A 22,978-nucleotide genomic window follows, 5' to 3' on the forward strand; every position below is an offset into this window, starting at 1 on the left:
GCGCCGGGCGTGCCCGAACCGGTCGCGGGCCGCGCGCCGCCGGTTTGGCGCTATCATTCCGGGTTCACCGGGCCCCGCGGCCCGTCACGCGAATCACCCACCGGGCGGCCGGACGGCCGCCCGTCATCGAAGCAATCCATGGATGTCATCGTCATCGGCGGCGGAATCAGCGGCGTCGCCACCGCCTACCAGTTGCGCGCGGCCGGCCATCGCGTGTGCGTGGTCGAACGCCACGCGACCGTCGCGCAGGGAGCGACCTACGGCGACGGCGGCGCGCTGCTGCCGAGCCCGCTCGACGTCTGGTTCGGCCCGACCTTCATGCGCCAGCGCCAGCCGCGCGACAGCGGCATCGTCTACAAGCCCGGCTTCAACGGCGGCGTACGGCGCTTCGTCAAGCAGCTCGGCATGCTGCGCGAGCCCGACGCGTTCGCCGCGCAGTACGCGCGGCTGCGCCCGCTGATCGACGCGTCGCGCGACGCGCTCGCCGATATCGAGACCCGCCTCGAGCTCGAGTTCGAGCAGAAGCCCGGCATCCTGCACGTCGTGCGCGATCCGCGCGACTGGGAAGCGATGCAGCCCGCGCTCGACCTGCTGCGCACGCTCGACCAGCCGTACCGCGTGCTCTCCGCAGACGAATGCGCGGCACTCGAGCCCTCGGTGCCGGCCGAGCCCGGCTTCGCCGGCGGCGTGCTGCTCGAGACCGAGCGCACCGGGAATTGCCCGCTGTTCGCGAAACTGGTCAAGCAGACGCTCGACGAGCACGGCGTACAGTTCCGCTTCGGCGCGGAAGTCGCCGCGATCCGCGTCGACACCGGCCGCGCCGCGGTCGAGCTCGTCCCGCCCGGCGACCGCCTCGCGTCGAACGCCCGCGAGGTCGACGTGATTTCCGCCGACGCGATCGTGGTCGCCGCCGGCGCCGGCAGCCTGCCGCTGCTCGACCGGCTCGGCTGGCGCCTGCCGCTGCATCCGGTGCGGGTGCACACGCTGACCGCGCCGGTCGCCTACGAAGAACACGCGCCGCACCTGAACGTCATCGATTCGATCAAGCGCATCTCGATCACGCGCACCCACCAGCGGCTGCGCGTCGGCGGCGGCGCCGTGCTGCAGAGCCTGCCCGACACCGCGAAGCCGCTCGCCGAGCCGCTGTCCGAGGCTGCGCTCGCGTTGCTCGGCCAGGCCGTCCACGACTGGGTGCCCGGTGCCGCGAGGATCTCGGCCGCGCTGTCCTGGCAAGGTACGCAACTGCTGTCGCCGGACGGCCTGCCGGTCGTCGGTCCGACCCCGCATCCGCGCGTATTCGTCAATTTCGGGCACGGCCCGGCCGGCTGGGGGCTCGCGTGCGGGTCTGCTAAAGTGGTGACCGACTACCTGGGCGGCGACGTGCAGCACTGGCGCGCCGACACGCTCGCCGCGCTGAGCGCCGGGCGCTTCACGACCTGACCGGCCGCGCGGGCTCGCCCGGCGGCGCCGACCCTGCTGCCGCCATGACGCTCGCCCACCCCGCCCATCCCGCCCATCCGTTTCCCGCCCCTGAACCGATCGCGCTGCTGCGCGTCGCCGACCTGCGCACGGCCGAAGCCGATGCCGCCGCTGCGCTGCCGCCGCATACGCTGATGGGTCGCGCAGGCGCCGCCGCCGCGCGCTGGCTGTCCGAACGCGCGGCCGGCGACGACCGCCCCGTGTGGTTCGCGGTCGGCCCGGGCAACAACGGCGGCGATGCGCTCGTTGCCGCCGCGCACCTCCAGCAGCTCGGCGTCGCGACCCAGGCGTGGATGCCGGTGCCGGTGAAGCCCGACGACGCGCAATGGGCGCTCGGCCTCGCACGCGCCGCCGGCGTGCCGCTGTCGGCCACGCCGCCTGCTTCGCTCGACGGCTATGCGTGGGTGGTCGACGGACTGTTCGGCATCGGTCTCGGCCGCGCGCTCGACGACGCGTTCGCGGACCTCGCCGGGCGCATCGCCACCCGCGCGCGCAGCGGCGGCCGCGTGCTTGCACTGGATGTGCCGAGCGGCCTCGACAGCGATACGGGCCAGATCGTCGGCGCGGGCGTCGCCGTCGCCGCCACCCATACGCTCACTTTCATCGGCGCGAAGCCGGGCCTCTACACCGGCGAAGGCCGGGATCTCGCCGGCGCGATCGACGTCGAATCGCTCGACGTCGCGCCACCCGCCGCGCCCGCGGTGACGCTGAATGCCCCGGCACGGTTCGCCGCCGCCCTGCCCGCGCGCGCATTCGCGTCCCACAAGGGCACGTTCGGCAGTCTCGCCGTGCTCGGCGGCGACACCGGCATGTGCGGCGCGCCGATCCTGGCCGCGCGCGCCGCGCTGTTCGCCGGTGCCGGCAAGGTGCATGTCGGCTTCCTCGGCACCGGCGCACCGCCGTACGATCCGCCGTTCCCCGAGCTGATGCTGCACGCGGCCGACACCCTCGAGCTCGGCGCGATGACCGCCATCGCCGCAGGCTGCGGGCTGGGCACGCGCGAGGCCGCGGCGACGCTCGTGCGCGACCTGCTGGCGCACGGTGCGCCCACACTGCTCGATGCCGACGCGCTGAACCTCGTCGCGACGCATGCGGATCTCGCGGCCGCCGTCGCCACGCGCGGCGCGCACGGCCGCGCGTGCGTGCTGACGCCGCATCCGCTCGAGGCCGCGCGGCTGCTCGGTTGCGACACCGCGGCGATTCAGCGCGACCGCCTCGCGGCCGCGCAGGCGCTCGCCGCGCGCTTCGCGAGCGTCGTCGTGCTGAAAGGCTCGGGCACGGTGATTGCGGCGCCCGACGGCCGCATGACGGTCAACCCGACCGGCAACGCGGCGCTCGCCACGGGCGGCACCGGCGACGTGCTCGGCGGCCTGATCGGCGCGCTGCTCGCGCAACGCGTCGCGCCGTACGAAGCGGCGCTGGCCGGCGTCTACCTGCACGGCCTCGCGGCCGACACGCTGACCGCGAACGGAACCGGCCCGGCCGGACTCACGGCAGGCGAACTCGCGCCGATGGTGCGCACGCTGATCAATCGCCTTTTTTATGCGTCGCCGCGCGCCGACACATAACGCCGCTATACTGACTGCCCCGCCGCACGGCGGGCCCTCTCGTCCGCCGGCCTTCCGATCCCGATGAGCCGGCGCGGCATTCCTCCCGATTCACGCTTCACTCGAACCGCCATGACGCTGAATTCGCTCCCCGCCTGGACTGCCCTTCAATCCCACTTCGAACAGATCCGTCACGCCCGGCTGCGCGACTGGTTCGCGCCGGAGCACGACCGCGCGCCGACCCGCGCCGAACGCTTCACGATTCCGGGCGGCGGTCTCGCGGCCGATTTCTCGAAGAACCGCATCAACGACGAAACGCTGCGCCTGCTCGTCCAGCTCGCGCGCGACGCGGGCGTCGAGGCGCGCCGCGACGCGATGTTCGCGGGCGAAATCGTGAACCCGACCGAAGGCCGTGCCGCGCTGCACACCGCGCTGCGCGCGACCGATCCGCAAGCGCCGTTCCACGCGCAGGTGAGCGCCGAGCGCGCGAAGATGGCGACGTTCGCCCGCGCCGTGCGCAGCGGCACCTGGACGGGCTATACCGGCAAGCGCATCCGCCACGTGATCAACATCGGCATCGGCGGCTCCGATCTCGGGCCGAAGATGGTCGTGCACGCGCTGCACCACGTTGCGACGCCCGAAATTTCCACGCACTTCGTGTCGAACGTCGACGGCGCCGATCTCGCACGCGTGCTCGAACAGGTCGATCCCGAGGAAACGCTCGCGATCATCGTGTCGAAGACCTTCACGACGCTCGAGACGATGACGAACGCGCGCTCGCTGCGCGACTGGTTCGTCGCGCGCGGCTGCCCCGAGGACGCGCTTGCCAGGCACTTCGTCGGCGTGTCGGCGAACCCGGCCGAAGTCGTGAAGTTCGGCATCGCCGCGGACAACGTGTTCGAAATGTGGGACTGGGTCGGCGGCCGCTATTCGCTGTGGTCGGCGGTCGGGCTGTCGATCATGATCGCGATCGGCCCCGAGCAGTTCGACGAGCTGCTGGCCGGCGCGAACGACATGGACCGTCATTTCCGCGAAGCGCCGCTCGAGCGCAACCTGCCCGTGCTGCTCGGCCTGATCGGCATCTGGTACCGGAATTTCTTCGGTTCGCAGAGCTATCTCGTCGCGCCGTATTCGGAAGCGCTGCACTACCTGCCGTCGTACCTGCAGCAGCTCGAAATGGAGAGCAACGGCAAATCCGCGCGCCTGGACGGCACCTTCGTCGACTACCCGACGTCGGCCGTCACGTGGGGCGAGCCGGGCACCAACGGCCAGCATGCGTTCTTCCAGATGCTGCACCAGGGGCCGACGATCGTGCCGATCGACTTCATCGCGGTGCTGACGCCCGAGCATCCGCTCGCGAGCCACCACCCGAAGCTGCTCGCGAACTGCTTCGCGCAGAGCGAGGCACTGATGCTCGGCCGCACCCTCGAGGAAGCACGCAAGGTCGCGGGGCCGGGCAAGGAAGCGCTCGCGCCGCACCTGACGTTCCCGGGCAACCGCCCGACGACGACGCTGCTCGTCGATGCGCTGACGCCGCGCACGCTCGGCGCGCTGATCGCGCTGTACGAGCACAAGGTGCTGGTACAGGCAACGGTGTGGGACATCAATCCGTTCGACCAGTGGGGCGTCGAGCTCGGCAAGATTCTCGGCAAGGTGGTGGAAGCCGACCTGTCGGCCGAGTCGGTCGATCCGGCGAAGCACGACTCGTCGACCACTGCGCTGATCGCACGCGCACGCGCCGCGCTCAAGCGCTGACGCGCAACCGGCCGCGCATGCACGCGCGGCCGGGCCGTCGACGATCCGTCAGGCGCCGTGCTGTGCTGCGCGCGGCGCGACGATGCGCCCGGCGTCGAGCGTCACCGTCGTCGCGCAGCGGCGTGCAAGTTCGGCATCGTGCGTGACGAGCACGAGCGTTGCACCGTTCGTGCGGTTCAGTTCGAACATCAGGTCGATGACCGCATGGCCCGTGGCCGCATCGAGGCTGCCGGTCGGCTCGTCGGCGAAGAGGATCGCCGGGCGCGTGACGAATGCGCGCGCAAGCGCGACGCGCTGCTGCTCGCCGCCCGACAACAGCTTCGGATAATGCGCGGTGCGTTCGCCGAGACCGACCTGCACGAGCAGCGCCCGGGCGCGATCGACGGCATCGCGCGCACTGATGCCGCCCTGCAGTTCGAGCGGCAGCATCACGTTCTCGAGTGCAGTCAGGTGCGGCATCAACTGGAACGACTGGAATACGAACCCGACTGCGCCGTTGCGCAGCGCCGCGCGCGCGTCCTCGTCGAGCTGGTCGAGCGCGCGACCGAGCAGGCGAACCGTGCCGCTCGTCGCGCTGTCCAACCCCGCAAGCAGGCCGAGCAGCGTCGATTTACCCGACCCCGATGCGCCGACGATCGCGAGACTGCTGCCGGAGCGCACCGTCAGGTCGATGCCGTCGAGGATCGTCAGCTCGCCGGTTGCGTCGGCGACCCGCTTGCACACGTCATGGACTTCGATGATCGGATCGGTAATCTTGAACATGGACACGACATTTCGCTGGAAAAGACGCGCGGCGATGGCCGCACTGCTGAGCGGCGTGCTCGCCGCAACCGCGGCCGGCCTCGCTTGCGCCGCGACGACGCCGGCCGCGACATCGGGCCAGCCCGTGATCGTCGTGCTCGGCGACAGCCTGTCGGCCGAATACGGGCTGCCGCGCGACACCGGCTGGGTAGCGTTGTTGCGACAACGGCTCACGACCGAGCGAATCGATTATAGCGTCGCGAACGCCAGCGTCAGCGGCGACACCACCAGCGGCGGCCGCGCGCGGCTGCCTGCGGTGCTGCAGCGGCTCAAGCCGTCGATCGTCGTCGTCGAGCTCGGCTCGAACGATGCGCTGCGCGGCGTGCCGCTCGCGACGACCGAACAGAACCTGCGCGACATCATCGCCGACGCACAGCGCGCGCGCGCGAAGGTCGTGCTGGTCGGCATGTACGTGCCGCCCAACTACGGCCCGGACTACACGCAGAAGTTCCACGCCGTCTATACGCGGCTGTCGAAGGATCTCGGCGTGCCGCTCGTGCCGTTCCTGCTGGCCGGCATCGAGAACCGGCCCGAGATGTTCCAGGCCGACCAGATGCATCCGACGCAGCAGGCCCAGGGCATTCTGCTCGACAACGTCTGGCCGGCGCTGAAACCGCTGCTCGGCAAGCCGCGCGGCTGAACGCGCGCCGCGCCGGCAGCGTGCAAGCGCACGGCCAACAAAAATCTATGGTCAGCCCGATTTTTGCAAGCGAGGCAGCGTTGACCTAAAGTGGACTTGCTCGAATCTATCCGGGGTTGTGGATGGGAAAGATCCCGCCCCATGATGGGAGCCGCACCGGGCAAACCTCAAAAACCCCTCAGCATCGACATGCTGATTTTTGTGTCAGGTTACTTGCCCGGCCGTTGAGTCGTTTATGCCTTCACGTATCTCGCGTCGCAAAACCAGGTGTGACGACTGAAACTGAAGCTGTAAGCGATGGGAAGCGTCAGGCCGGCAGAGCCGCCGGCGCGCTTCGATAGTGTGTCCCTTTGGCGAGGATGGCCCAGGCGATCCTCGCCAATTTATTGGCCAGAGCGCAAGCCACCACGTTCGAGTGCCTTCGTGCCAGTAGACTGCGGACCCACACGCCCAAGGAATCCGTTCGGCGCTCGATGCGCAGCATGATGACCCGCGCACATTGCACCAGCAGTCTCCGCAAGCCTTTGTCGCCGCGCTTACTGATGCCCAATAACGTGGGTTTGCCGCCCGTGCTGTATTGCCGAGGTACCAAGCCGATCGACGCCGCGAACTGACGCGCTGAGCCGTATTGGCGGGCATCGCCCAATTCCGACATCAACACACTGGCAGTAATCGGGCCGATGCCGGGAATCTCCAGTAGCCGTTCGCTGCGTTCGTCTTCGTGCAGTTGCGTGAGCAGCTCGTGTTCGACCTGGCCGATCTGCTCGTCCAGATACTTGAAATGCGCCTGCAGGCGTTCGAGCACGGCCACCAGCCTGGGCGGCAACGCTTCCGCCTCCAGTACGGCCGGTAATCGCCGCATCACTGCCATGCCACGCGGTAGGCTGATACCGAACTCCAACAGAAATGCGTGAATCTGGTTGATCGTACCGGTGCGATTGCGCACCAGCGCCTCGCGCACGCGGTGCAACGCCGACACGACCTGCTGCGCTTCGTTACGCGGGCTCACGAAACGCATGCTCGGGCGCGAAGCGGCTTCACAGATCGCCTGAGCATCCGCGAAATCGTTCTTGTTGCCTTGCCGGAACGGCTTGACGAATTGGGGGGAGATTAACTTGGCCTCATGGCCTAGCGTTTGAAGTCGGCGTGCGATCCAGTGAGCACCGGCGCAGGCTTCCATTACCACGGTACAACTCGGAAAATTGCTCAGCAGCGTGAACATCTGATTGCGCGTGAGCTTCTTGCGCAACACCATCCTGCCCGACCCATCCTGCGCATGCAGGTGGAAGCAGTGCTTGCCGAGATCGATGCCGATCAGCGATACCGTGTCCATGATGGCCCCCAAAAGGACAAAATCCTCACTCAGCGTAGTCCACTGAGCGAGGATCGGGCTGACCATCCTATTAGCCCCGCTCGATGGCGGGGCTTTTTGCTGTCGACGCGGCGGAGATCAGTTCCCGCCGTCCTGCGCGGCATTCGCGGTCGAGCCGTACAGCTTCACCTTCGAGCGATCGCGCAGCGCGGCCAGATACGCTTCGCCTTCGCTCTGCGCGTCGACCTGCGCCATCTGCTGCTGCGCGGCCGCCAGTTGCTGCGGATCGACCGCCGAACCCGGGATCACCGCGTTCACGCGGTAGATCGCATAGCCGTCCGCGCCGAGATCGACACCGACGTAGGCCGGCAGCGTCTTCGCGTCGACCTTGTAGACGGCGCTCAGCGCAGCCGGCGTCAGGCCCTGCGACTGCGTACGCGATACCTTCTGCGCGGCCGCGAACCCGTCGGTCGACTTCGACTTCTGCAGTTCGGCGAGCTTCGCCGCGCCGTCCTTCTTCGCGAGTTCGGCAGCCTGCTCGGCGACCACCTTCTGGCGCACGACGTCCTTGATCGCGTCGAGCGCGGGCACGGCAGCCGGCTTGTAGTCGGTCACGCGCGCCGAGATCAGCGTGTTGTTGCCGACGTCGATCGCCTGCGTGTTGTTCTGGCTCTTCACCGAGTCGTTTGCGAACACGGCGGCCAGGAACTTCGGATTGTTCAGCGGGCTCGTCGGCGGCAACTGCGGATTCGGCGTCGGCGTGACGGTAGCCGTCTGGATCGTCAGCTTGTACTTGTCCGCGGCCGGCTGCAGCGTCTTCGCCTTTTCGTAGACGGTGGACGTGAAGCCTTCCGCGTTGTCCGTGAACGCCTTCGATGCATACTGCTGCTTCAGGTCGGCTGCGATCTGGTCCTTCACTTCCGCGAACGGCTTGACGGCCGCCGGCTTCACTTCCGTCGCCTTCAGGATGTGGAAGCCCAGATCCGACTGCACGACACCGCTCACGTCGCCTTGCTTGAGCGCGAACGCGGCATCGTCGAACGCCTTGCCGCCCGCCGTCGAGCCGCGCGTGATGAAGCCGAGGTCGCCGCCCTTCGCGGCCGACGGCGCATCCTGCGAGTCCTTCTGCGCGATCTGCGCGAACTGGTCCGGGTGCGCCTTCACGTCGGCCAGCAGTTGCTCGGCCTTCGTCTTCGCCGCGGTCTTGTCGGCCGCGCTCGCGCTGCCCGGTGCGGCGATGAAGATGTGGCTCACGCGCACCTGCGCTTCGGTGCGGAAGTGCGTCGGGTTATCGTCGTAGAACTTCCTGATGTCCGCATCGGTCGGCTGCGCGCTCGCGGCTGCTGCCGCGGGCGAATACACGAGGTACTGGATCGTCGCGGTCTCCGGCGTCGCGAAGCTCTGCTTGTGCGCGTCGTAGTACGCGGCGAGCTGCGCGTCGGTCGGCTGGACCTTCGCGGCGAAGTCGCTCGTCTTCAGCACGAGCGCCTGCACTTCGCGCTGCTGCGCGGCGAGTTCGGACAGGCGTTGCGCGAGGCTCTTCGGCGTGAATGCACTCGACACGATGCTGGCGGGAATCTGCTGCAGCGCGAGGCTGTAGCGCACGCGCTCCTGATACTGCTCGGGCGTCATCCCCTGGAACGACAGCAGTTGCGCATAGCGCTCGACGTCGATCGAACCGTCGGGTTTCTTCAGCGACGCGATCATCGGGTCACTCATCAGCGCGTCGCGCACGGCGTTGTCCGACGCGGTCAGGTGCAGACGTTGCGTCTCGTCGGCCAGCACGCGTTGCTGGATCAGGCCGTCGAGCACCTGCTTGCGGTGCTCGGGCGTATCGAACATCTTGATGTCGAACTGCCCGCCGAGCGCCTGGCGCGCCTGGTCGATCTGCTGGCGGAACGCGCCGTCGAATTCGACCCGCGTGATCTTGTGCCCGTTGACTGCCGCGACGTTCGCACTATCGTCGAAGAAGCCGCGGAAGCCTTGGATCCCGACGAAACCCAGCCCCGGCAACACGATCAGGAGCAGGAGCGCCATCATCAGGCGCTGGTGATTACGGAAGAAATCGAGCATGCGTGACGGGAAAATTGGACAAAACGCCCGATATTACAACAGCGGGCAGGAAAAAAGGCGAAACGGGAGGCGTCGGCCTGGCGGCGCCGGCGTTGCTGCAGCGCAAACAAAAATGCCCGCACGAGGCGGGCATTTATTGTCTTGGCGGAGCGGACGGGACTCGAACCCGCGACCCCCGGCGTGACAGGCCGGTATTCTAACCGACTGAACTACCGCTCCTTGGTCTGGCTGAATCAGGAAACTGGTGGGTGCTGAGGGGTTCGAACCCCCGACCTACGCCTTGTAAGGGCGCCGCTCTACCAGCTGAGCTAAGCACCCGTTTCCGATTCGTTCTGGCTGCGATCTGCGTTTCGGCATCAACAACCAGCGAGCCCCCTAGTCTAATCCATCCTTCAGAACTTTACCAGCCCTGAATCGCGAAATTTTTGCAGCGTCGATTTCGATCGGCGCGCCGCTCATAAAAAACCCGCGGCCATGCCGCGGGTTTCGTGAACAACCGTCACATCAGGCTCAGTGCTTGACGAATTCCGTCGAGCCGGCATCCTTCGTCGCATCGGCGACCGGTGCCGCCGCCTTCGCCTCTTCTTCCGGCGGCAGCGGGGTCGGCGAACGCTCGAGCGCGAGTTCAAGCACCTTGTCGATCCAGCGGACCGGCACGATCTCGATCGCGTTCTTCACGTTGTCCGGAATCTCGGCCAGATCCTTGACGTTCTCTTCCGGGATCAGCACGAGCTTGATGCCCCCGCGATGCGCCGCGAGCAGCTTCTCCTTCAGGCCGCCGATCGGCAGGACTTCACCACGCAGCGTGATTTCGCCCGTCATCGCGACATCGGCGCGCACCGGAATACCCGTCAGCACCGACACCAGCGCAGTCGTCATCGCACCGCCGGCGGACGGACCGTCCTTCGGCGTCGCGCCTTCCGGCACGTGGATGTGGATGTCCTGCTTCTCGAACGCCTCGTCCTTGATGCCCAGACGCCGCGAACGCGAGCGCACGACCGAACGCGCCGCCTCGACCGACTCCTTCATCACGTCGCCGAGCGAACCCGTACGGATCACGTTGCCCTTGCCCGGCATCACCGCGGCTTCGATCGTCAGCAGATCGCCACCGACTTCCGTCCACGCGAGGCCCGTCACCTGACCGACCTGGTTTTCCTTCGCAGCGAGGCCGAAGTCGTACTTGCGCACGCCGAGGAAGGTATCGAGGTTCTCGCCGTCGACCTTGATCGCGCCCGATGCCTTCTTCAGCAGCAGCATCTTCACGACCTTGCGGCAGATCTTCGACACTTCCCGCTCCAGCGAACGCACACCGGCTTCACGCGTGTAGTAGCGGATGATGTCGCGGATCGCCTGCTCGGTGACCTCGATCTCGCCTTCCTTCAGCCCGTTGTTCTTCTTCTGCTTCGGCAGCAGGTAACGCTGGGCGATGCTGACTTTCTCGTCTTCCGTGTAGCCCGACAGACGGATCACTTCCATCCGGTCGAGCAGCGGCGGCGGGATGTTCAGCGAGTTCGACGTCGCGACGAACATCACGTCCGACAGGTCGAAGTCGACTTCGATGTAGTGATCGGCGAACGTGTGGTTCTGTTCCGGATCGAGCACCTCGAGCAGCGCCGACGACGGATCGCCGCGGAAATCCATGCCCATCTTGTCGACTTCGTCGAGCAGGAAGAGCGGATTGCGCACGCCGACCTTCGTGAGGCTCTGCAGGATCTTGCCCGGCATCGAACCGATGTACGTGCGACGATGGCCGCGGATCTCGGCTTCGTCACGCACGCCGCCGAGCGCCATCCGGACGAACTTGCGGTTCGTCGCACGGGCGATCGACTGGCCGAGCGAGGTCTTGCCGACGCCCGGGGGCCCGACGAGGCACAGGATCGGCGCCTTGACCTTGTCCACGCGCTGTTGCACCGCGAGATACTCGAGGATCCGTTCCTTCACCTTTTCGAGGCCGAAGTGATCCTCGTCGAGCACCTGCTCGGCGTTCGACAGGTCGTTGTTGACCTTGCTCTTCTTGCGCCACGGCAAGCCGATCAGCGTGTCGATGTAGTTGCGCACGACGGTGGCTTCCGCCGACATCGGCGACATCAGCTTCAGCTTCTTCAGCTCGGCGTCGGCCTTCTTCTTCGCTTCCTTCGGCATGCGCGCGGCGTTGATGCGCTTCTCGAGTTCCTCGAGATCCGCACCCTCTTCGCCTTCGCCCAGTTCCTTCTGGATCGCCTTGACCTGCTCGTTCAGGTAGTACTCGCGCTGGCTCTTTTCCATCTGGCGCTTCACGCGCCCGCGGATGCGCTTTTCGACCTGCAGGATGTCGATCTCGGCTTCGAGCTGCGCGAGCAGGTGCTCGAGGCGCTCGATGACCGGGAACATCTCGAGGATGTGCTGCTTCTGGTCGAGCTTCAGCGGCAGGCGCTCGGCGATCATGTCGGCGAGGCGGCCCGCTTCGTCGATGCCCGACAGCGACGTGAGGATCTCCGGCGGGATCTTCTTGTTCAGCTTCACGTACTGGTCGAACTGCGACACGATCGCGCGGCGCAGCGCTTCCGTTTCGGCGCTGTCGGCGTGATCGGGCTCGAGCGGCATCACTTCGCAGGAGAACTGCGTTTCCTGCTCTTCGATCGACAACGCCTTCGCGCGCTGCAGGCCCTCGACGAGCACCTTCACGGTGCCGTCCGGCAGCTTCAGCATCTGCAGGATGTTGGCGATACAACCGACCTCGTACATGTCCTTTTCGGTCGGTTCGTCCTTGGCCGCGGTTTTCTGGGCGACGAGCATGATGTGCTTGCCGCCTTCCATCGCTGCTTCGAGGGCCTTGATCGATTTCGGCCGGCCCACGAAGAGCGGAATGACCATGTGCGGGAAAACGACGACATCCCGCAGCGGCAGCAGCGGGAGCGTGATGCGTTCCGGCGGGAGAAGTTGGGTGCCTGACATTTCATTTCCCCATGAGTGGAATCAATTGTTCGGTAATTGAGGCCGCCACAACGAATTGCAACCTTCAAGTGCGGGAAATATTCGGTAAGAAAGTAACCACCGCGAGTCGAGTCAGAGTTACCCACAAGATAAACGAAAAAAAGCCGCCCACGGACTCATGAACGGCCTTTTTCGCAGAACATCGTCGGCAAGCCGGTCAGTTCGAACCCGCCACCTTCGGCGTGTCCTCGTAGATCAGCAAGGGCTTGCCGTCGCCATCGATCACGTTCTCGTCGATGATGACCTTGCTGACCCCTTTCATCGTCGGCAGCTCGTACATCACGTCGAGCAGCGCCTGTTCGATGATCGAACGCAAACCGCGCGCGCCGGTCTTGCGGCGGATCGCCTTGCGGGCCACCGCCTGCAGCGCGCCCGGCCGGATCTCCAGCTCGACGCGCTCCATCGCGAACAGCTTGTGATACTGCTTGACGAGCGCATTCTTCGGCTCGACCAGGATCTTCATCAGCGCCGCTTCATCGAGCTTGCCGAGCGTCGCGACCACCGGCAGGCGGCCGATCAATTCGGGGATCAGACCGAATTTGATCAGGTCTTCCGGCTCCGTTTCACGCAGCACTTCGCCCGCGTCACGCTCCTGCTTGCTCTTGACCGTCGCACCGAAGCCGATGCCGGTTTTCTCGGTACGGTCGGTGATCACCTTCTCGAGGCCGTCGAATGCCCCGCCGCAGATGAACAGGATGTTGGTCGTGTCGACCTGGATGAAATCCTGGTTCGGGTGCTTGCGGCCACCCTGCGGCGGCACCGACGCCATCGTGCCCTCGACGAGCTTCAGCAGTGCCTGCTGGACGCCCTCGCCCGACACGTCGCGCGTGATCGACGGGTTGTCCGACTTGCGGCTGATCTTGTCGATTTCGTCGATGTAGACGATCCCGCGCTGGGCCTTGTCGACCTCGTAGTTGCAGTTCTGCAACAGCTTCTGGATGATGTTCTCGACGTCCTCGCCGACGTAGCCGGCTTCGGTCAGCGTCGTCGCGTCGGCGATCACGAACGGCACGTTGAGCAACCGCGCCAGCGTCTGCGCGAGCAGCGTCTTGCCGGAGCCCGTCGGGCCGATCAGCAGGATGTTGCTCTTCGACAGCTCGACGTCGTCCTTCTTGTCGAGATGCTTCAGGCGCTTGTAGTGGTTGTACACGGCCACCGCGAGGATCTTCTTTGCGCGCTCCTGGCCGATCACGTACTGATCGAGGATGTCGCGAATTTCCTGCGGGCTCGGCAGATCCGACCGGGACAGGCTGGCCTCGACGCCGGCGGCAGCCGCCTCGTCGCGAATGATTTCGTTGCAGAGGTCGATACATTCATCGCAGATGAACACCGACGGGCCCGCGATGAGTTTTTTCACCTCATGCTGGCTTTTTCCGCAAAACGAGCAATACAACAGCTTCTCGCTGTTCGAACCTTTTTTGTCCGCCATGAATGTAGAGCCTCCGGACAGGTAAATGACATGATACGCCGAATGCTCCGGGCACCGCGCCTAGGGCGCGACCGGAGCCGGCCGGATGCGCTTGCCGCAGATGCTCTGGGCGTTCGCGAAGTCGCAGGAGCGCCGCCCGGAATCGGGGCGGCACCCCACTTTAAGCTTACGGGCGCTTCAGCAGCACCTGGTCGATCAGCCCGTACGCCTTCGCATCGTCGCTCGACATGAAGTTATCACGGTCGGTGTCGCGCGCGATGCGCTCGACGTCCTGGCCCGTATGCTGCGCGAGCAACTGGTTCAGCCGCTCCTTCAGGTAGAGGATTTCACGCGCCTGGATCTCGATGTCCGATGCCTGGCCGCGTGCGCCGCCGAGCGGCTGGTGAATCATCACGCGTGAGTTCGGCAGCGCGAAACGCTTGCCCTTCGCGCCCGACGCGAGCAGGAACGCGCCCATGCTGGCCGCGAGGCCCATGCACAGCGTCGACACGTCCGGCTTGATGAACTGCATCGTGTCGTAGATCGCCATGCCGGCCGACACCGACCCGCCCGGGCTGTTGATGTACAGGCTGATGTCCTTGTCGGGATTCTCGCTCTCGAGGAACAGCAGCTGCGCGACCACGAGGTTGGCGGTCTGGTCGTTCACTTCGCCGACCATGAACACCAGGCGCTCCTTCAGGAGACGCGAATAGATATCGTACGAACGCTCGCCGCGGCCGCTCGTTTCGACGACGATCGGCACCAGCCCCAGCGCTTGCGCCTCGAAACCCTGCGGCGCGTTCGAAGCAAGCATGTCCAGCAATTCAGCGCGAGTGATCATTCAATGAACCTTGTTCGAATGGAAAATTGAACGGAAGGAAGCCGCCCGCTCAATCGCCATATTAATGGCAACCGTGCGCTTGACGTAAAAACGGCGTGCGGGCCGTCGCTCCGACAGCCGGCACGCCGCTAGAGCAACACTTACGCTTGCGCCGATGCGCTCGCGAGTGCTTCGAAGCTCACTTCCTTGTCCGTCACCTTCGCCTTGCCCAGCACGAAATCGACGACGTTGCTTTCAACGACGAACGCTTCCATCTCGGCGAGGCGCTGCTGGTTCGAATAATACCAGCGGACCACTTCCTTCGGGTCTTCGTAGCTCTTCGCGAACTCGTCGACTTCCGCGCGGATCTGTTCCGGCTTCGCTTCGAGGCCGTTCGACTTCACCAGCTCGGCCAGCACGAGGCCCAGCTTCACGCGGCGCTCTGCCTGCTCGGTGAACATCTCGGCCGGGATCGGTGCGTCCTTCGCGTTCGGCACGCCGCGCTGCGCCAGATCCTGGCGAGCCATTTCGACGAGACGTTGCTGGTCCTGCTCGATCAGCGCCTTCGGCACGTCGAGTTCGGAGATCTTCAGCAGCGCGTCCATCACCTGGTTCTTGACGATCGATTGCGTGCGGCGCTTCGCTTCGCGCTCGAGGTTTTCCTTGATCTCGGCGCGCATCTTCGCGAGATCGCCGTCTTCGATGCCGAGCGACTTCGCGAATTCACCGTCGATTTCCGGCAGGTGCGGCCACTCGATCTTCTTCATCGTGACCGTGAACTGGGCCGTTTTGCCGGCCACGTCCTTGCCGTGGTAGTCGTCCGGGAACTTCAGGTCGAACGTGCGTGCTTCACCGACCTTCAGGCCCAGCGCCGCGGTTTCGAATTCCGGCAGCATGCGGCCTTCGCCGAGCACGAACGGGAAATCTTCGGCCGTGCCGCCCTGGAACGCGACGTCGTCGATCTTGCCGACGAAGTCGACCGTCACGCGGTCGCCGTTCTTCGCTGCGGTGTCCGCGCCGCCGTCGCCGTGCTCGCCGGCTTCGCCGCGTGCGTGGAAGTGCACGCGCTGCTTGCGCAGGATGTCCAGCGTGCGGTCGATTTCGGCGTCGCCGATCGACGTCGTCGAGCGCTCGACTTCAGCCGTCGCCAGATCGCCGATCTTGACTTCCGGGTAGACCTCGAACGTCGCGTCGAACGCGTATGCATCCTCAGCCTGCTCCTGCTTCGGCTCGAAGCTCGGCTGGCCGGCGACGCGCAGGTTTTCCGCGCGGCTGATCGTGAAGAACTCCTGGCCGATCTTGTCGCTCAGCACTTCCGCTTCGACCTGACCCGCGTACTGTTGCGCGACCATCTTCAGCGGCACCTTGCCCGGGCGGAAACCCGGCATGCGCACGTTCTTCGCGAGTTTCTGGATACGGGCGTCGATTTCCTTCTGCACGGTGTCTTTCGGCAGGGAAATCGTCACGCGGCGTTCAAGCTTGCCGAGGTTCTCAACAACGTTAGCCATGGCTTCAATCGTCCTAAAATTATTCGAGCGAATCGGGTTTTCCTTGCCGTGCCTGCCTGGCGGCGTCATACGCCGCGCCGGAGCGCCACGCCATCCCTGCACGCGCCGGATGGCTAGCGCAAGCGGCTCGGAGCACGGCTTTGGCCGGAAGAATCGACTATTCTAGCAAACAATTTTCCCTGCACCGCCAGAACCGGCCACGCGCGTGCGCGGCCGTTGCGCGAGGGCCGCCGATGCGCATGGATCGCCGATATGCCGCCGCGCATATCCACGCCCGCCCCCGCATCCTGTAAGCTGCTTCGAAAGCGCATGCGCCGCCGCACGGCGGCCAATCGTCCGACCAATCACGCCTTCCGGAGACACCATGCCGCAACACCCGTCCGCGCCTGTCGTCGTCATCGCGCCCGATTCGTTCAAAGGCTCGCTTTCCGCCGAGCAGGTCGCGGACGCGATCGCCACCGGCATCCGCCGTGCCCGGCCCGACGCCGTCGTGCGCTGCTGCCCGATGGCCGACGGCGGCGAAGGCACGCTCGACGCGATGCTGGCAGGCGGCGGCACGCGGCGCTGCGGGTGGCCGGTGCGTCGCTCGCGGCGCGCGACGCGGCGGTCGGCGTGATCGACGCGCGCACCGCGATCGTCGAAACGGCCGAGATCGTCGGCATCACGGATCCGGTCGGCATGAGCGTGCCGGTCGACGCGCGCAGCACACGCGGGATGGGCGAGGCGATCCGCACGCTGCTCGACGAAGGCGTGCGCCGCTTCTTCGTCGCGCTGGGCGGCAGCAGCACCAACGACGCGGGCGCCGGACTGCTCGCAGGCCTCGGCCTGCAGTGCTTCGACGCGGGCGGCCAGCCGGTCGAGCCCGTGCCGGCGCGGCTCGCCGACATCGCGCGCATCGACGCGTCGGGGCTCGACCCGCGGCTGAAGGAAAGAAACCGAATTCATCGGCATGTCCGACGTCGACAACCCGCTGACGGGCGCGCACGGCGCAACCGCCGTGTTCGGCCCGCAAAAGGGCGTGACGCCCGAGCAGGTTGCCACCCTCGACGCCGCGCTCGCCCGCTTCGCCGACCTGCTCGAAGCCGCGCTCGACCGTCGCGGCCGCGACCTGCCGGGCGCCGGTGCCGCGGGCGGCCTCGGATTCGCGCTGCACATGCTCGGTGCGCAATTCGAAGCGGGGGCCGAGGTGGTCGCGCGGCAGGTCGGGCTCGACGCGGCGCTCGCCGGCGCAAGCTGGCTGATCACCGGCGAAGGCCGCTCCGACGTACAGACGCTGCACGGCAAGGCGCCGTTCATCGCGTGCCGCCACGCGCAAGCCGCGGGCGTACCCGCGTCGCTGCTGTCCGGCGCGGTCGACCCGGCCGCGCTGCCGCGCCTGTCCGAACATTTTTCCGGCTGCTTCTCGCCGGCTCCCGGGCCGATCACGCTCGACGTCGCGATCCGCGACGCGGCCAATCTGCTCGCGAACGAAGCGGAGCAATTGACACGCCTGAAGTACGGCGCACACTGACCGTTGACCCGAGCGCGCGATACAGGAACAATCGGGCCCGCCCTTTTTCTTCAGGATTCGACATGAAAGGCCGTCAAGCCGGGCTCGATCAGTTTCTGACCTATCGCCTCCACGCGCTCACGAAGCGATCCGACCGCGGGATCGGCGAGGTGTACCGGCACAAGCTCGACATCTCGCTGCCCGAGGCGCGCGTGATCGCCGCCGTCGGCGCCTTCGGCCCGTTCTCGATCATGGATCTGGCGCGCCACACCAATCTCGACAAGAGCCAGGCGAGCCGGGCGGCCGAGGCGCTGCTGCGCCAGGGGCTGCTCGAACGCAGCGCGAGCGAGGAGGACGGCCGGATCGTGTTGATCGCGCTGACCGCCGACGGCCGCGCGCTGCATCGCAAGATCATGCCGATCGTGCGCAAGTGGAACGATGGCTTGCTCGCGTGCCTGTCCGACAGCGAACGCCAGACATTCGAGCGGCTGCTCGAGAAAGTGCTCAGCCACGCGCTCGAGCGCGACGACTGAGCCGCGGGGCGGCCGCCCCGCTCACCCCGCCTGCAGCCCGCTGTTCGTCGCGCGCTGGCGCAGCAGCCCGAGCACCGCGTCGCAATACGGGGTCGGCACGTCGAGCTTGCGCCCGAGCTCGGGAAACACGCCGAGGATCGGCCCGATCTCGAGCGCGCGGCCCGCTTCGAAATCCTGCAGCATCGACGTCTTGAACGCACCGAGCTTGCGGGTCACCGCCATGCGCTCCGGCGCGCTCACGCCGGTATCCAGGCCGAGCTTCGCGCCGATCGCGGCCGCCTCCTCCATCATCCGCAGCGCGAGACCCTGCGTGAACGGGTCGTCGAGCAGCTGCTCGGCCGTCGACCCCGTCAGCGCACTCAGCGGATTCATGTTCATGTTGCCCCACAGCTTCGTCCAGATCTCGGCCCGGATCGCCGGCGTCGACTCGACGTCGAAACCGCCCGCCGCGAGCGCCGCGGCGAAGCGCGACGCAGCCGCATCGCGCGCCGGATCGGGCGCACCGACGATCAGCCGGTTGCCACGCCCGCGACGCACGACGCCCGGCGCGTCGGTACTCGACGACAGGTGGACGACGCACCCGATCGCCTGTGCGGGCGGCAGCGCCGCCGACACCGCGCCGGCCGGGTCGACCGCGTCGAGCGGCACGCCGTCGAGCGCCCCCTCGAGCCCGTGCGTGAACCACCACGGCAGCCCGTTCATCGCCGCGACGATTACGGTGTCCGGCCCGACCAGCGGCGCGATGCGCGCGGCCAGTGCCGGCAGTGCCTGTGCCTTCAGCGCGATCACCACATAGTCCTGCACGCCGAGCGCGGCCGCATCGTCGCTGGCGTCGATCGGGACTGACGACATCGCGCCCGTTTCGTCGATCACGCGCACGCCGTGCGCGTTCAGCGCGTCGAGCGTCGCGCCGCGCGCGTACGCGCTCACGGTCATCCCGGCCCGCGACAACGCGGCCGCGAGCAATCCGCCGATCGCGCCGACCCCGACCACCGCCGCGCGCACCGACCCTGAATTCGTGTCGTCCATGATGATTTCCGTCTCCTGGGAGCTGACGAGCATAGCGCGACATGGTTGCACGCACAACCATCCCGATGCTGCACGGTCGTCGACGCGATTACCATCCGCTGCGCGCCCGCCCGATGGGCTTCTGCCTGCTCGCGAACATCGCGATCGAGGCCGCGCGCGTGATGCACCGGCCCTTGCGCGATCCGTGCGGATGCGGTTTCCTGTGAGTTTGCATGAACAAGGCCACGAGCCGCATCCTTCCGATGAAACCCACCCCGCGCGAGCATGCGCGCCGCAGGCCGTCGAACCTGACGCTGAATATCGCCGCCATCCTGGTCGGCCTCGTGACGTTCGCGATCGGCGCGAGCTGGCTGATCTACAGCTGGATCGTCGACCGCGAAGCGCAGTATTTCGCCATTCCGCTGGTGTTCTCGGTGCCGGTGATCGTCGCGGTCGCGGTGCGCAGCTTCTGGGATTAGCGTCCCGGCAAGGCACGCAAATGCCTGCGCGTCATTCGACGACGGAACGGCCCACGACGCCGAACGCCAGCCGCGCAGGCTGCTCGCGCAGCACGCGGCGGCGCCGGCAATCGATCTCGGCCAGCGTCGGCCGCTGCCGCGGCGGCACGGCGCGGCGAATGCCGAAGATCTCCGCGAGATTCGCCTGCGGCTCATGCACCGGCATCAGCACGTCGGCGGGACCGGTCAGCAGCGGCGTCACGCCGGGGCCATGGCCGCTGACCGTGCTGTCGCCGTGCACGATGACGCCGATGGTCACGCGGCCCGCGCGATAGAGCGGGCCGCGCCGCGTGTCGGCGTCGGTAATCGCGACCATGTCGCCGAAACGCAGGCTGCCCAGCCGATAGCGCTCGCGCGTGAGCCGATCGGCAAGCTGGATGTCGTAGTCGCCGCGCCACGCGGTGTTCTTCCCGAGGCCCGAGCCCATCAGGCGCGCCGGCACGAGGTGCGTGACCGGCACGTGCAGGCGACCGTCGCGCGCCACGATGCCCCAGCGGCGCAGCAGGCGCGGCGCGCAGTTCAGCACCTCGACGCGCGCGCAGTCCGGCAGGCGCAGCCCCAGGCCGTGCGCGACGATCTGCACGCGGTCGCCGATCCGCAGTTGCATCAGCACCTCGCTCGGGAAGTCCACCAGCACGTGATTGACGCCGCCGTGCTTGCCGGTGACCAGCCCGACCTTGCCGCTGCAGGGCCCGCTGATCACGCGGGCCAGATTGCCGACGCACGCGGACGTGATCAGCGCGTTGTTGGGGCCGTCGCGCGGGCCGGTCACCTCGCGGCCGTTGTTGTGCAGCGCGACGCCGGGCTCCACGTGATCGCCGGCGAGGCCGACGCACAGATCGCCGATCCGCTTGTTCAGCGCGATGCCGCCGGTGCCGGGCAATACCCGCGCCACCCCGTCGTAGCCGATGCGATACGCCGACGCCTGGCCGACCGGATGCGCGATCTGGCCGGCGACCACGGTGGCGACCAGTTGGCCGGCATTGACACGTGGCCCGTTGCGGCCATCAGGTTGCGTGGACAGGCTGCGGCTCATCACGACTCTCCGATTGTGCGCGCCGGCGCGCCGCGCGGCGATCCCGGCCCGAGGCGGCACGGCGTTGTCGCTTACAGGTAGTACCACCATGCGCGCACGTCGTCCCACGGGTTCGCGGCATCGATCCGGGGCGCCGGCGCCAGCCCCTCTTCCGCGCGAGGCGGGACATGCGCCGCCGCCGCGACCATCGCCGGCACGACGTTCACGTGCAGCGCAACGAGCGGCGGGAGCTCCTGCGCCAGACTCGCCAGCCCCGCCGCTGCCAGCGCGTCGCGCAGCAACGCGCGCTCGGCGGCGAACAGCGACGCGGACCGCTCGGCCGGCAACGGATCGAGCAGCCGCGCGGGACGTCCGAGGCGCGCGAGCGCCTGCACCGGCCAGGGCTCGCGCTGCGCGACCGACGCCGTCAGCACCAGTGCGCCTTCCAGCGCCGCCGACAACGCGAGCGCGTCGACGCTGGCCTCGCGGGGACGCCAGCGCGACGGCCAGATGCCGGACACCGGGTCCTCGCCGGGCCGCAACCGTGCGGCCAGCGCTTCGGCCAATGCTTCGTAATGCATCACGATCCCCGGGGCGGCGGCGCCATCCAGCTGCGATTCCGCGAGGTTGTCGCCGATCCAGCGCAACGGCCACGCGCTCGCATCGGTCGCGTCGCGCAGCGCGATCCACGCTTGCAGCACGTCCGCGAGCGGCCACGGCGCGTCGATATCGTCGTTTGGCGCCCCGGCCGCCAGGCCGGGCAGCAGCAGTTCGCTCGCGTCGATCACCTGCCAGAAGCTGCGCGTGAGCCACGGCTCCAGCACCCGCGACAGCCGCAACGCGAACGCCAGCCCGACGCGCGAGCCGAGCACCAGCGCGGGATCGAGCACGCAAGCAAGCTTGCGGCTTCGCACCGAGACCAGCATGTCGTCCGCGCGCATGGCCGCTCACCCGCGCACCGCGTCAGGCGCCGATCGCCTGCGGAACGCCCAGCACGCTCTTCAGCGCCGGGGTCACGCCGGGAAAGCCGCGGCCTTCCGGCGTCATCCGGTAGGCCGCGAGCCAGGCCTCGGCGTGCGCGCCCATCGGACGCACGACGTTCTGGAACAGGATCGGGTCGATCGCGGTCTTGAAGTCGTTGTCCGCGACGAACTGCAGCATCCGCCGCCCGCTCTCGGCCATCTTGGCGCGCTGCGACGGTTCGGCGACCCCGCCGAGATAGCGGTTCGACACGATCTCGACGACGTCCCACTTGGTGTTCGCGTCGAACGCCTTCTTGATGTCCGGCGAATCCAGCAGCTTGAGCACCTGGATCAGGTAATGCCCGGTCTCCATCGCCAGCGCGAAGATGTTGCCGTAGGTCGAGCGGTCCAGCGCGTAGCGCAGGTCCAGGCCGATGCGCTGGATCGTGCCGACGCTGCCGAACGGCCGCTGGTCGATCAGCTGGCCGCCGCGAATCACCTCGCCGATCAGCAGGTCGCGGAAGTACTGGCCGATGGCGACCACGAAGCCGACCATCTGCCGATGGAAATTGCGGTTGACGACCGCGCCGGCCGGCGCCTGCGCGTTGCCGTAGTTGAATGCGCGGCGATACGCGATCATCCGGTCGCTCTTCTTGTAGCGGATCGGCTGCCACTTCTCCAGCAGATACAGGCCGCGCGCGCCGGGGCCCCGCTGGATGCGCATCTTGCCGAGCCGGAACAGCCGCAGCAGGGTCTCCACCACTTCGAAGATCTTCATCCGTTCGTGCTGGTAGATGTAGTACAGCTCGGCCGCCGCGTGCAGCTGGCTGGGCACGATGGAATCGTCGAAATCCGGCTGCACGCGCGGATAGGCGATCTTGTCGAAGCCCACTTCGCCCTGGGGGCCGAGGCCCAGCAGGTCGAAGAACCCCGCATCGCCGCCGCCGTTCGGCTTGCCCAGCAGTTCGCCGAAGCGCTGTTCGAACTGGTTGGAGAAGGCTTCCCGCTGATCGGGCGGCAAGCTCGCCAGCTGTTCCTGCAGGAACGTGTCCCACAGGCGCTGGATCGTCTCGTTGGTCTGGAAGTTCATGGCCTACTCCTGTGAGCGAAGTCGATGCGCGGGACGGGTGACGGGTG

At 67.3% G+C, this 22,978-nt stretch carries 18 protein-coding genes, 2 tRNA genes and 1 pseudogene; 8 read left to right on the plus strand and 13 right to left on the minus strand.

All coding sequences use genetic code 11. The features are described from left to right. Positions 1 to 138 precede the first annotated feature (138 nt). The 3 genes from WT26_RS13230 to pgi all read left to right on the plus strand — a co-directional run bounded on the left by WT26_RS13230 (position 139) and on the right by pgi (position 4,781). On the plus strand, positions 139 to 1,440 hold the full coding sequence (locus WT26_RS13230; protein ID WP_059532593.1) for an FAD-dependent oxidoreductase: 1,302 nt from the start codon (positions 139 to 141) through the stop codon (positions 1,438 to 1,440). Between the two features lie 44 nt (positions 1,441 to 1,484). Continuing rightward, positions 1,485 to 3,047: an NAD(P)H-hydrate dehydratase gene (locus WT26_RS13235; protein WP_069273076.1), complete on the plus strand. Its 1,563-nt coding sequence runs from the start codon at positions 1,485 to 1,487 to the stop codon at positions 3,045 to 3,047. Positions 3,048 to 3,158: 111 nt separating this feature from the next. After that, the gene (gene pgi, locus WT26_RS13240; RefSeq protein WP_069273077.1) at positions 3,159 to 4,781 is read left to right on the plus strand and encodes a glucose-6-phosphate isomerase; all 1,623 of its coding nucleotides are present in this window, start codon (positions 3,159 to 3,161) and stop codon (positions 4,779 to 4,781) included. A gap of 48 nt (positions 4,782 to 4,829) precedes the next feature. On the opposite strand, the gene WT26_RS13245 is transcribed toward pgi, so the two are convergent. Next, positions 4,830 to 5,543, minus strand: a complete 714-nt coding sequence (locus tag WT26_RS13245) for an ABC transporter ATP-binding protein (RefSeq protein WP_069273078.1) — start codon at positions 5,541 to 5,543, stop codon at positions 4,830 to 4,832. Here WT26_RS13245 and WT26_RS13250 point away from each other — a divergent pair. Next, positions 5,542 to 6,222, plus strand: coding sequence for an arylesterase (locus WT26_RS13250; RefSeq protein WP_069273079.1), 681 nt, complete (start codon positions 5,542 to 5,544; stop codon positions 6,220 to 6,222). The two genes, WT26_RS13245 and WT26_RS13250, sit on opposite strands and share 2 nt — an antisense overlap. A gap of 307 nt (positions 6,223 to 6,529) precedes the next feature. On the opposite strand, the gene WT26_RS13255 is transcribed toward WT26_RS13250, so the two are convergent. The 8 genes from WT26_RS13255 to tig form a co-directional block, all read right to left on the minus strand. Further along, positions 6,530 to 7,555 (minus strand): IS110 family transposase, encoded by a 1,026-nt coding sequence (locus WT26_RS13255; RefSeq protein ID WP_060092462.1) that lies wholly within the window; start codon positions 7,553 to 7,555, stop codon positions 6,530 to 6,532. A gap of 117 nt (positions 7,556 to 7,672) precedes the next feature. Next, a complete protein-coding gene (locus WT26_RS13260; RefSeq protein WP_069273080.1) occupies positions 7,673 to 9,607 on the minus strand; it encodes a SurA N-terminal domain-containing protein in 1,935 nt (644 codons plus the stop codon). 142 nt (positions 9,608 to 9,749) lie between these two features. Then, positions 9,750 to 9,826 (minus strand) — tRNA-Asp (locus WT26_RS13265). Positions 9,827 to 9,849: 23 nt separating this feature from the next. Continuing rightward, positions 9,850 to 9,925: transfer RNA gene (locus WT26_RS13270), tRNA-Val, on the minus strand. A 192-nt stretch (positions 9,926 to 10,117) separates the two neighbouring features. Beyond that, positions 10,118 to 12,541 (minus strand): endopeptidase La, encoded by a 2,424-nt coding sequence (gene lon / locus WT26_RS13275; RefSeq protein ID WP_059532571.1) that lies wholly within the window; start codon positions 12,539 to 12,541, stop codon positions 10,118 to 10,120. A gap of 196 nt (positions 12,542 to 12,737) precedes the next feature. Continuing rightward, positions 12,738 to 14,009: an ATP-dependent Clp protease ATP-binding subunit ClpX gene (clpX, locus tag WT26_RS13280; protein ID WP_006489345.1), complete on the minus strand. Its 1,272-nt coding sequence runs from the start codon at positions 14,007 to 14,009 to the stop codon at positions 12,738 to 12,740. Between the two features lie 166 nt (positions 14,010 to 14,175). Beyond that, positions 14,176 to 14,829, minus strand: coding sequence for an ATP-dependent Clp endopeptidase proteolytic subunit ClpP (gene clpP / locus WT26_RS13285; protein ID WP_059532569.1), 654 nt, complete (start codon positions 14,827 to 14,829; stop codon positions 14,176 to 14,178). Positions 14,830 to 14,969: 140 nt separating this feature from the next. Next, positions 14,970 to 16,316, minus strand: coding sequence for a trigger factor (gene tig / locus WT26_RS13290; RefSeq protein ID WP_027787157.1), 1,347 nt, complete (start codon positions 16,314 to 16,316; stop codon positions 14,970 to 14,972). Between the two features lie 364 nt (positions 16,317 to 16,680). Here tig and WT26_RS13295 point away from each other — a divergent pair. Further along, positions 16,681 to 17,826 (plus strand): annotated as a pseudogene (locus WT26_RS13295) (glycerate kinase). A 62-nt stretch (positions 17,827 to 17,888) separates the two neighbouring features. After that, a complete protein-coding gene (locus WT26_RS13300; RefSeq protein WP_069273081.1) occupies positions 17,889 to 18,338 on the plus strand; it encodes a MarR family winged helix-turn-helix transcriptional regulator in 450 nt (149 codons plus the stop codon). Positions 18,339 to 18,359: 21 nt separating this feature from the next. On the opposite strand, the gene WT26_RS13305 is transcribed toward WT26_RS13300, so the two are convergent. Continuing rightward, positions 18,360 to 19,367 carry a 2-dehydropantoate 2-reductase gene (locus WT26_RS13305; RefSeq protein ID WP_069273758.1) on the minus strand — a complete coding sequence of 336 codons (1,008 nt, stop codon included), beginning with the start codon at positions 19,365 to 19,367 and terminating at the stop codon, positions 18,360 to 18,362. Positions 19,368 to 19,408: 41 nt separating this feature from the next. Between WT26_RS13305 and WT26_RS37305 the strand changes: the two genes are divergently transcribed. Together WT26_RS37305 and WT26_RS13310 are read left to right on the plus strand one after the other, a co-directional pair. Further along, positions 19,409 to 19,573, plus strand: a complete 165-nt coding sequence (locus WT26_RS37305; protein ID WP_155123107.1) for a hypothetical protein — start codon at positions 19,409 to 19,411, stop codon at positions 19,571 to 19,573. 36 nt (positions 19,574 to 19,609) lie between these two features. Beyond that, the gene (locus WT26_RS13310; RefSeq protein ID WP_029227107.1) at positions 19,610 to 19,825 is read left to right on the plus strand and encodes a hypothetical protein; all 216 of its coding nucleotides are present in this window, start codon (positions 19,610 to 19,612) and stop codon (positions 19,823 to 19,825) included. A 31-nt stretch (positions 19,826 to 19,856) separates the two neighbouring features. Here WT26_RS13310 and WT26_RS13315 read toward each other — a convergent pair whose 3' ends face one another. From WT26_RS13315 to WT26_RS13325, 3 genes are all read right to left on the minus strand, one after another. Then, entirely contained in the window at positions 19,857 to 20,900 is a 1,044-nt protein-coding gene (locus WT26_RS13315; protein WP_060138923.1) for a DUF4438 domain-containing protein, read from the minus strand. Between the two features lie 71 nt (positions 20,901 to 20,971). Continuing rightward, positions 20,972 to 21,820 carry a hypothetical protein gene (locus WT26_RS13320; RefSeq protein ID WP_069270252.1) on the minus strand — a complete coding sequence of 283 codons (849 nt, stop codon included), beginning with the start codon at positions 21,818 to 21,820 and terminating at the stop codon, positions 20,972 to 20,974. A 22-nt stretch (positions 21,821 to 21,842) separates the two neighbouring features. Further along, positions 21,843 to 22,931 carry a hypothetical protein gene (locus WT26_RS13325; protein ID WP_042584236.1) on the minus strand — a complete coding sequence of 363 codons (1,089 nt, stop codon included), beginning with the start codon at positions 22,929 to 22,931 and terminating at the stop codon, positions 21,843 to 21,845. Between the last annotated feature and the right edge of the window lie 47 nt (positions 22,932 to 22,978).

The organism is Burkholderia cepacia (genome assembly GCF_001718835.1).
Classification (GTDB): domain Bacteria; phylum Pseudomonadota; class Gammaproteobacteria; order Burkholderiales; family Burkholderiaceae; genus Burkholderia; species Burkholderia cepacia_F.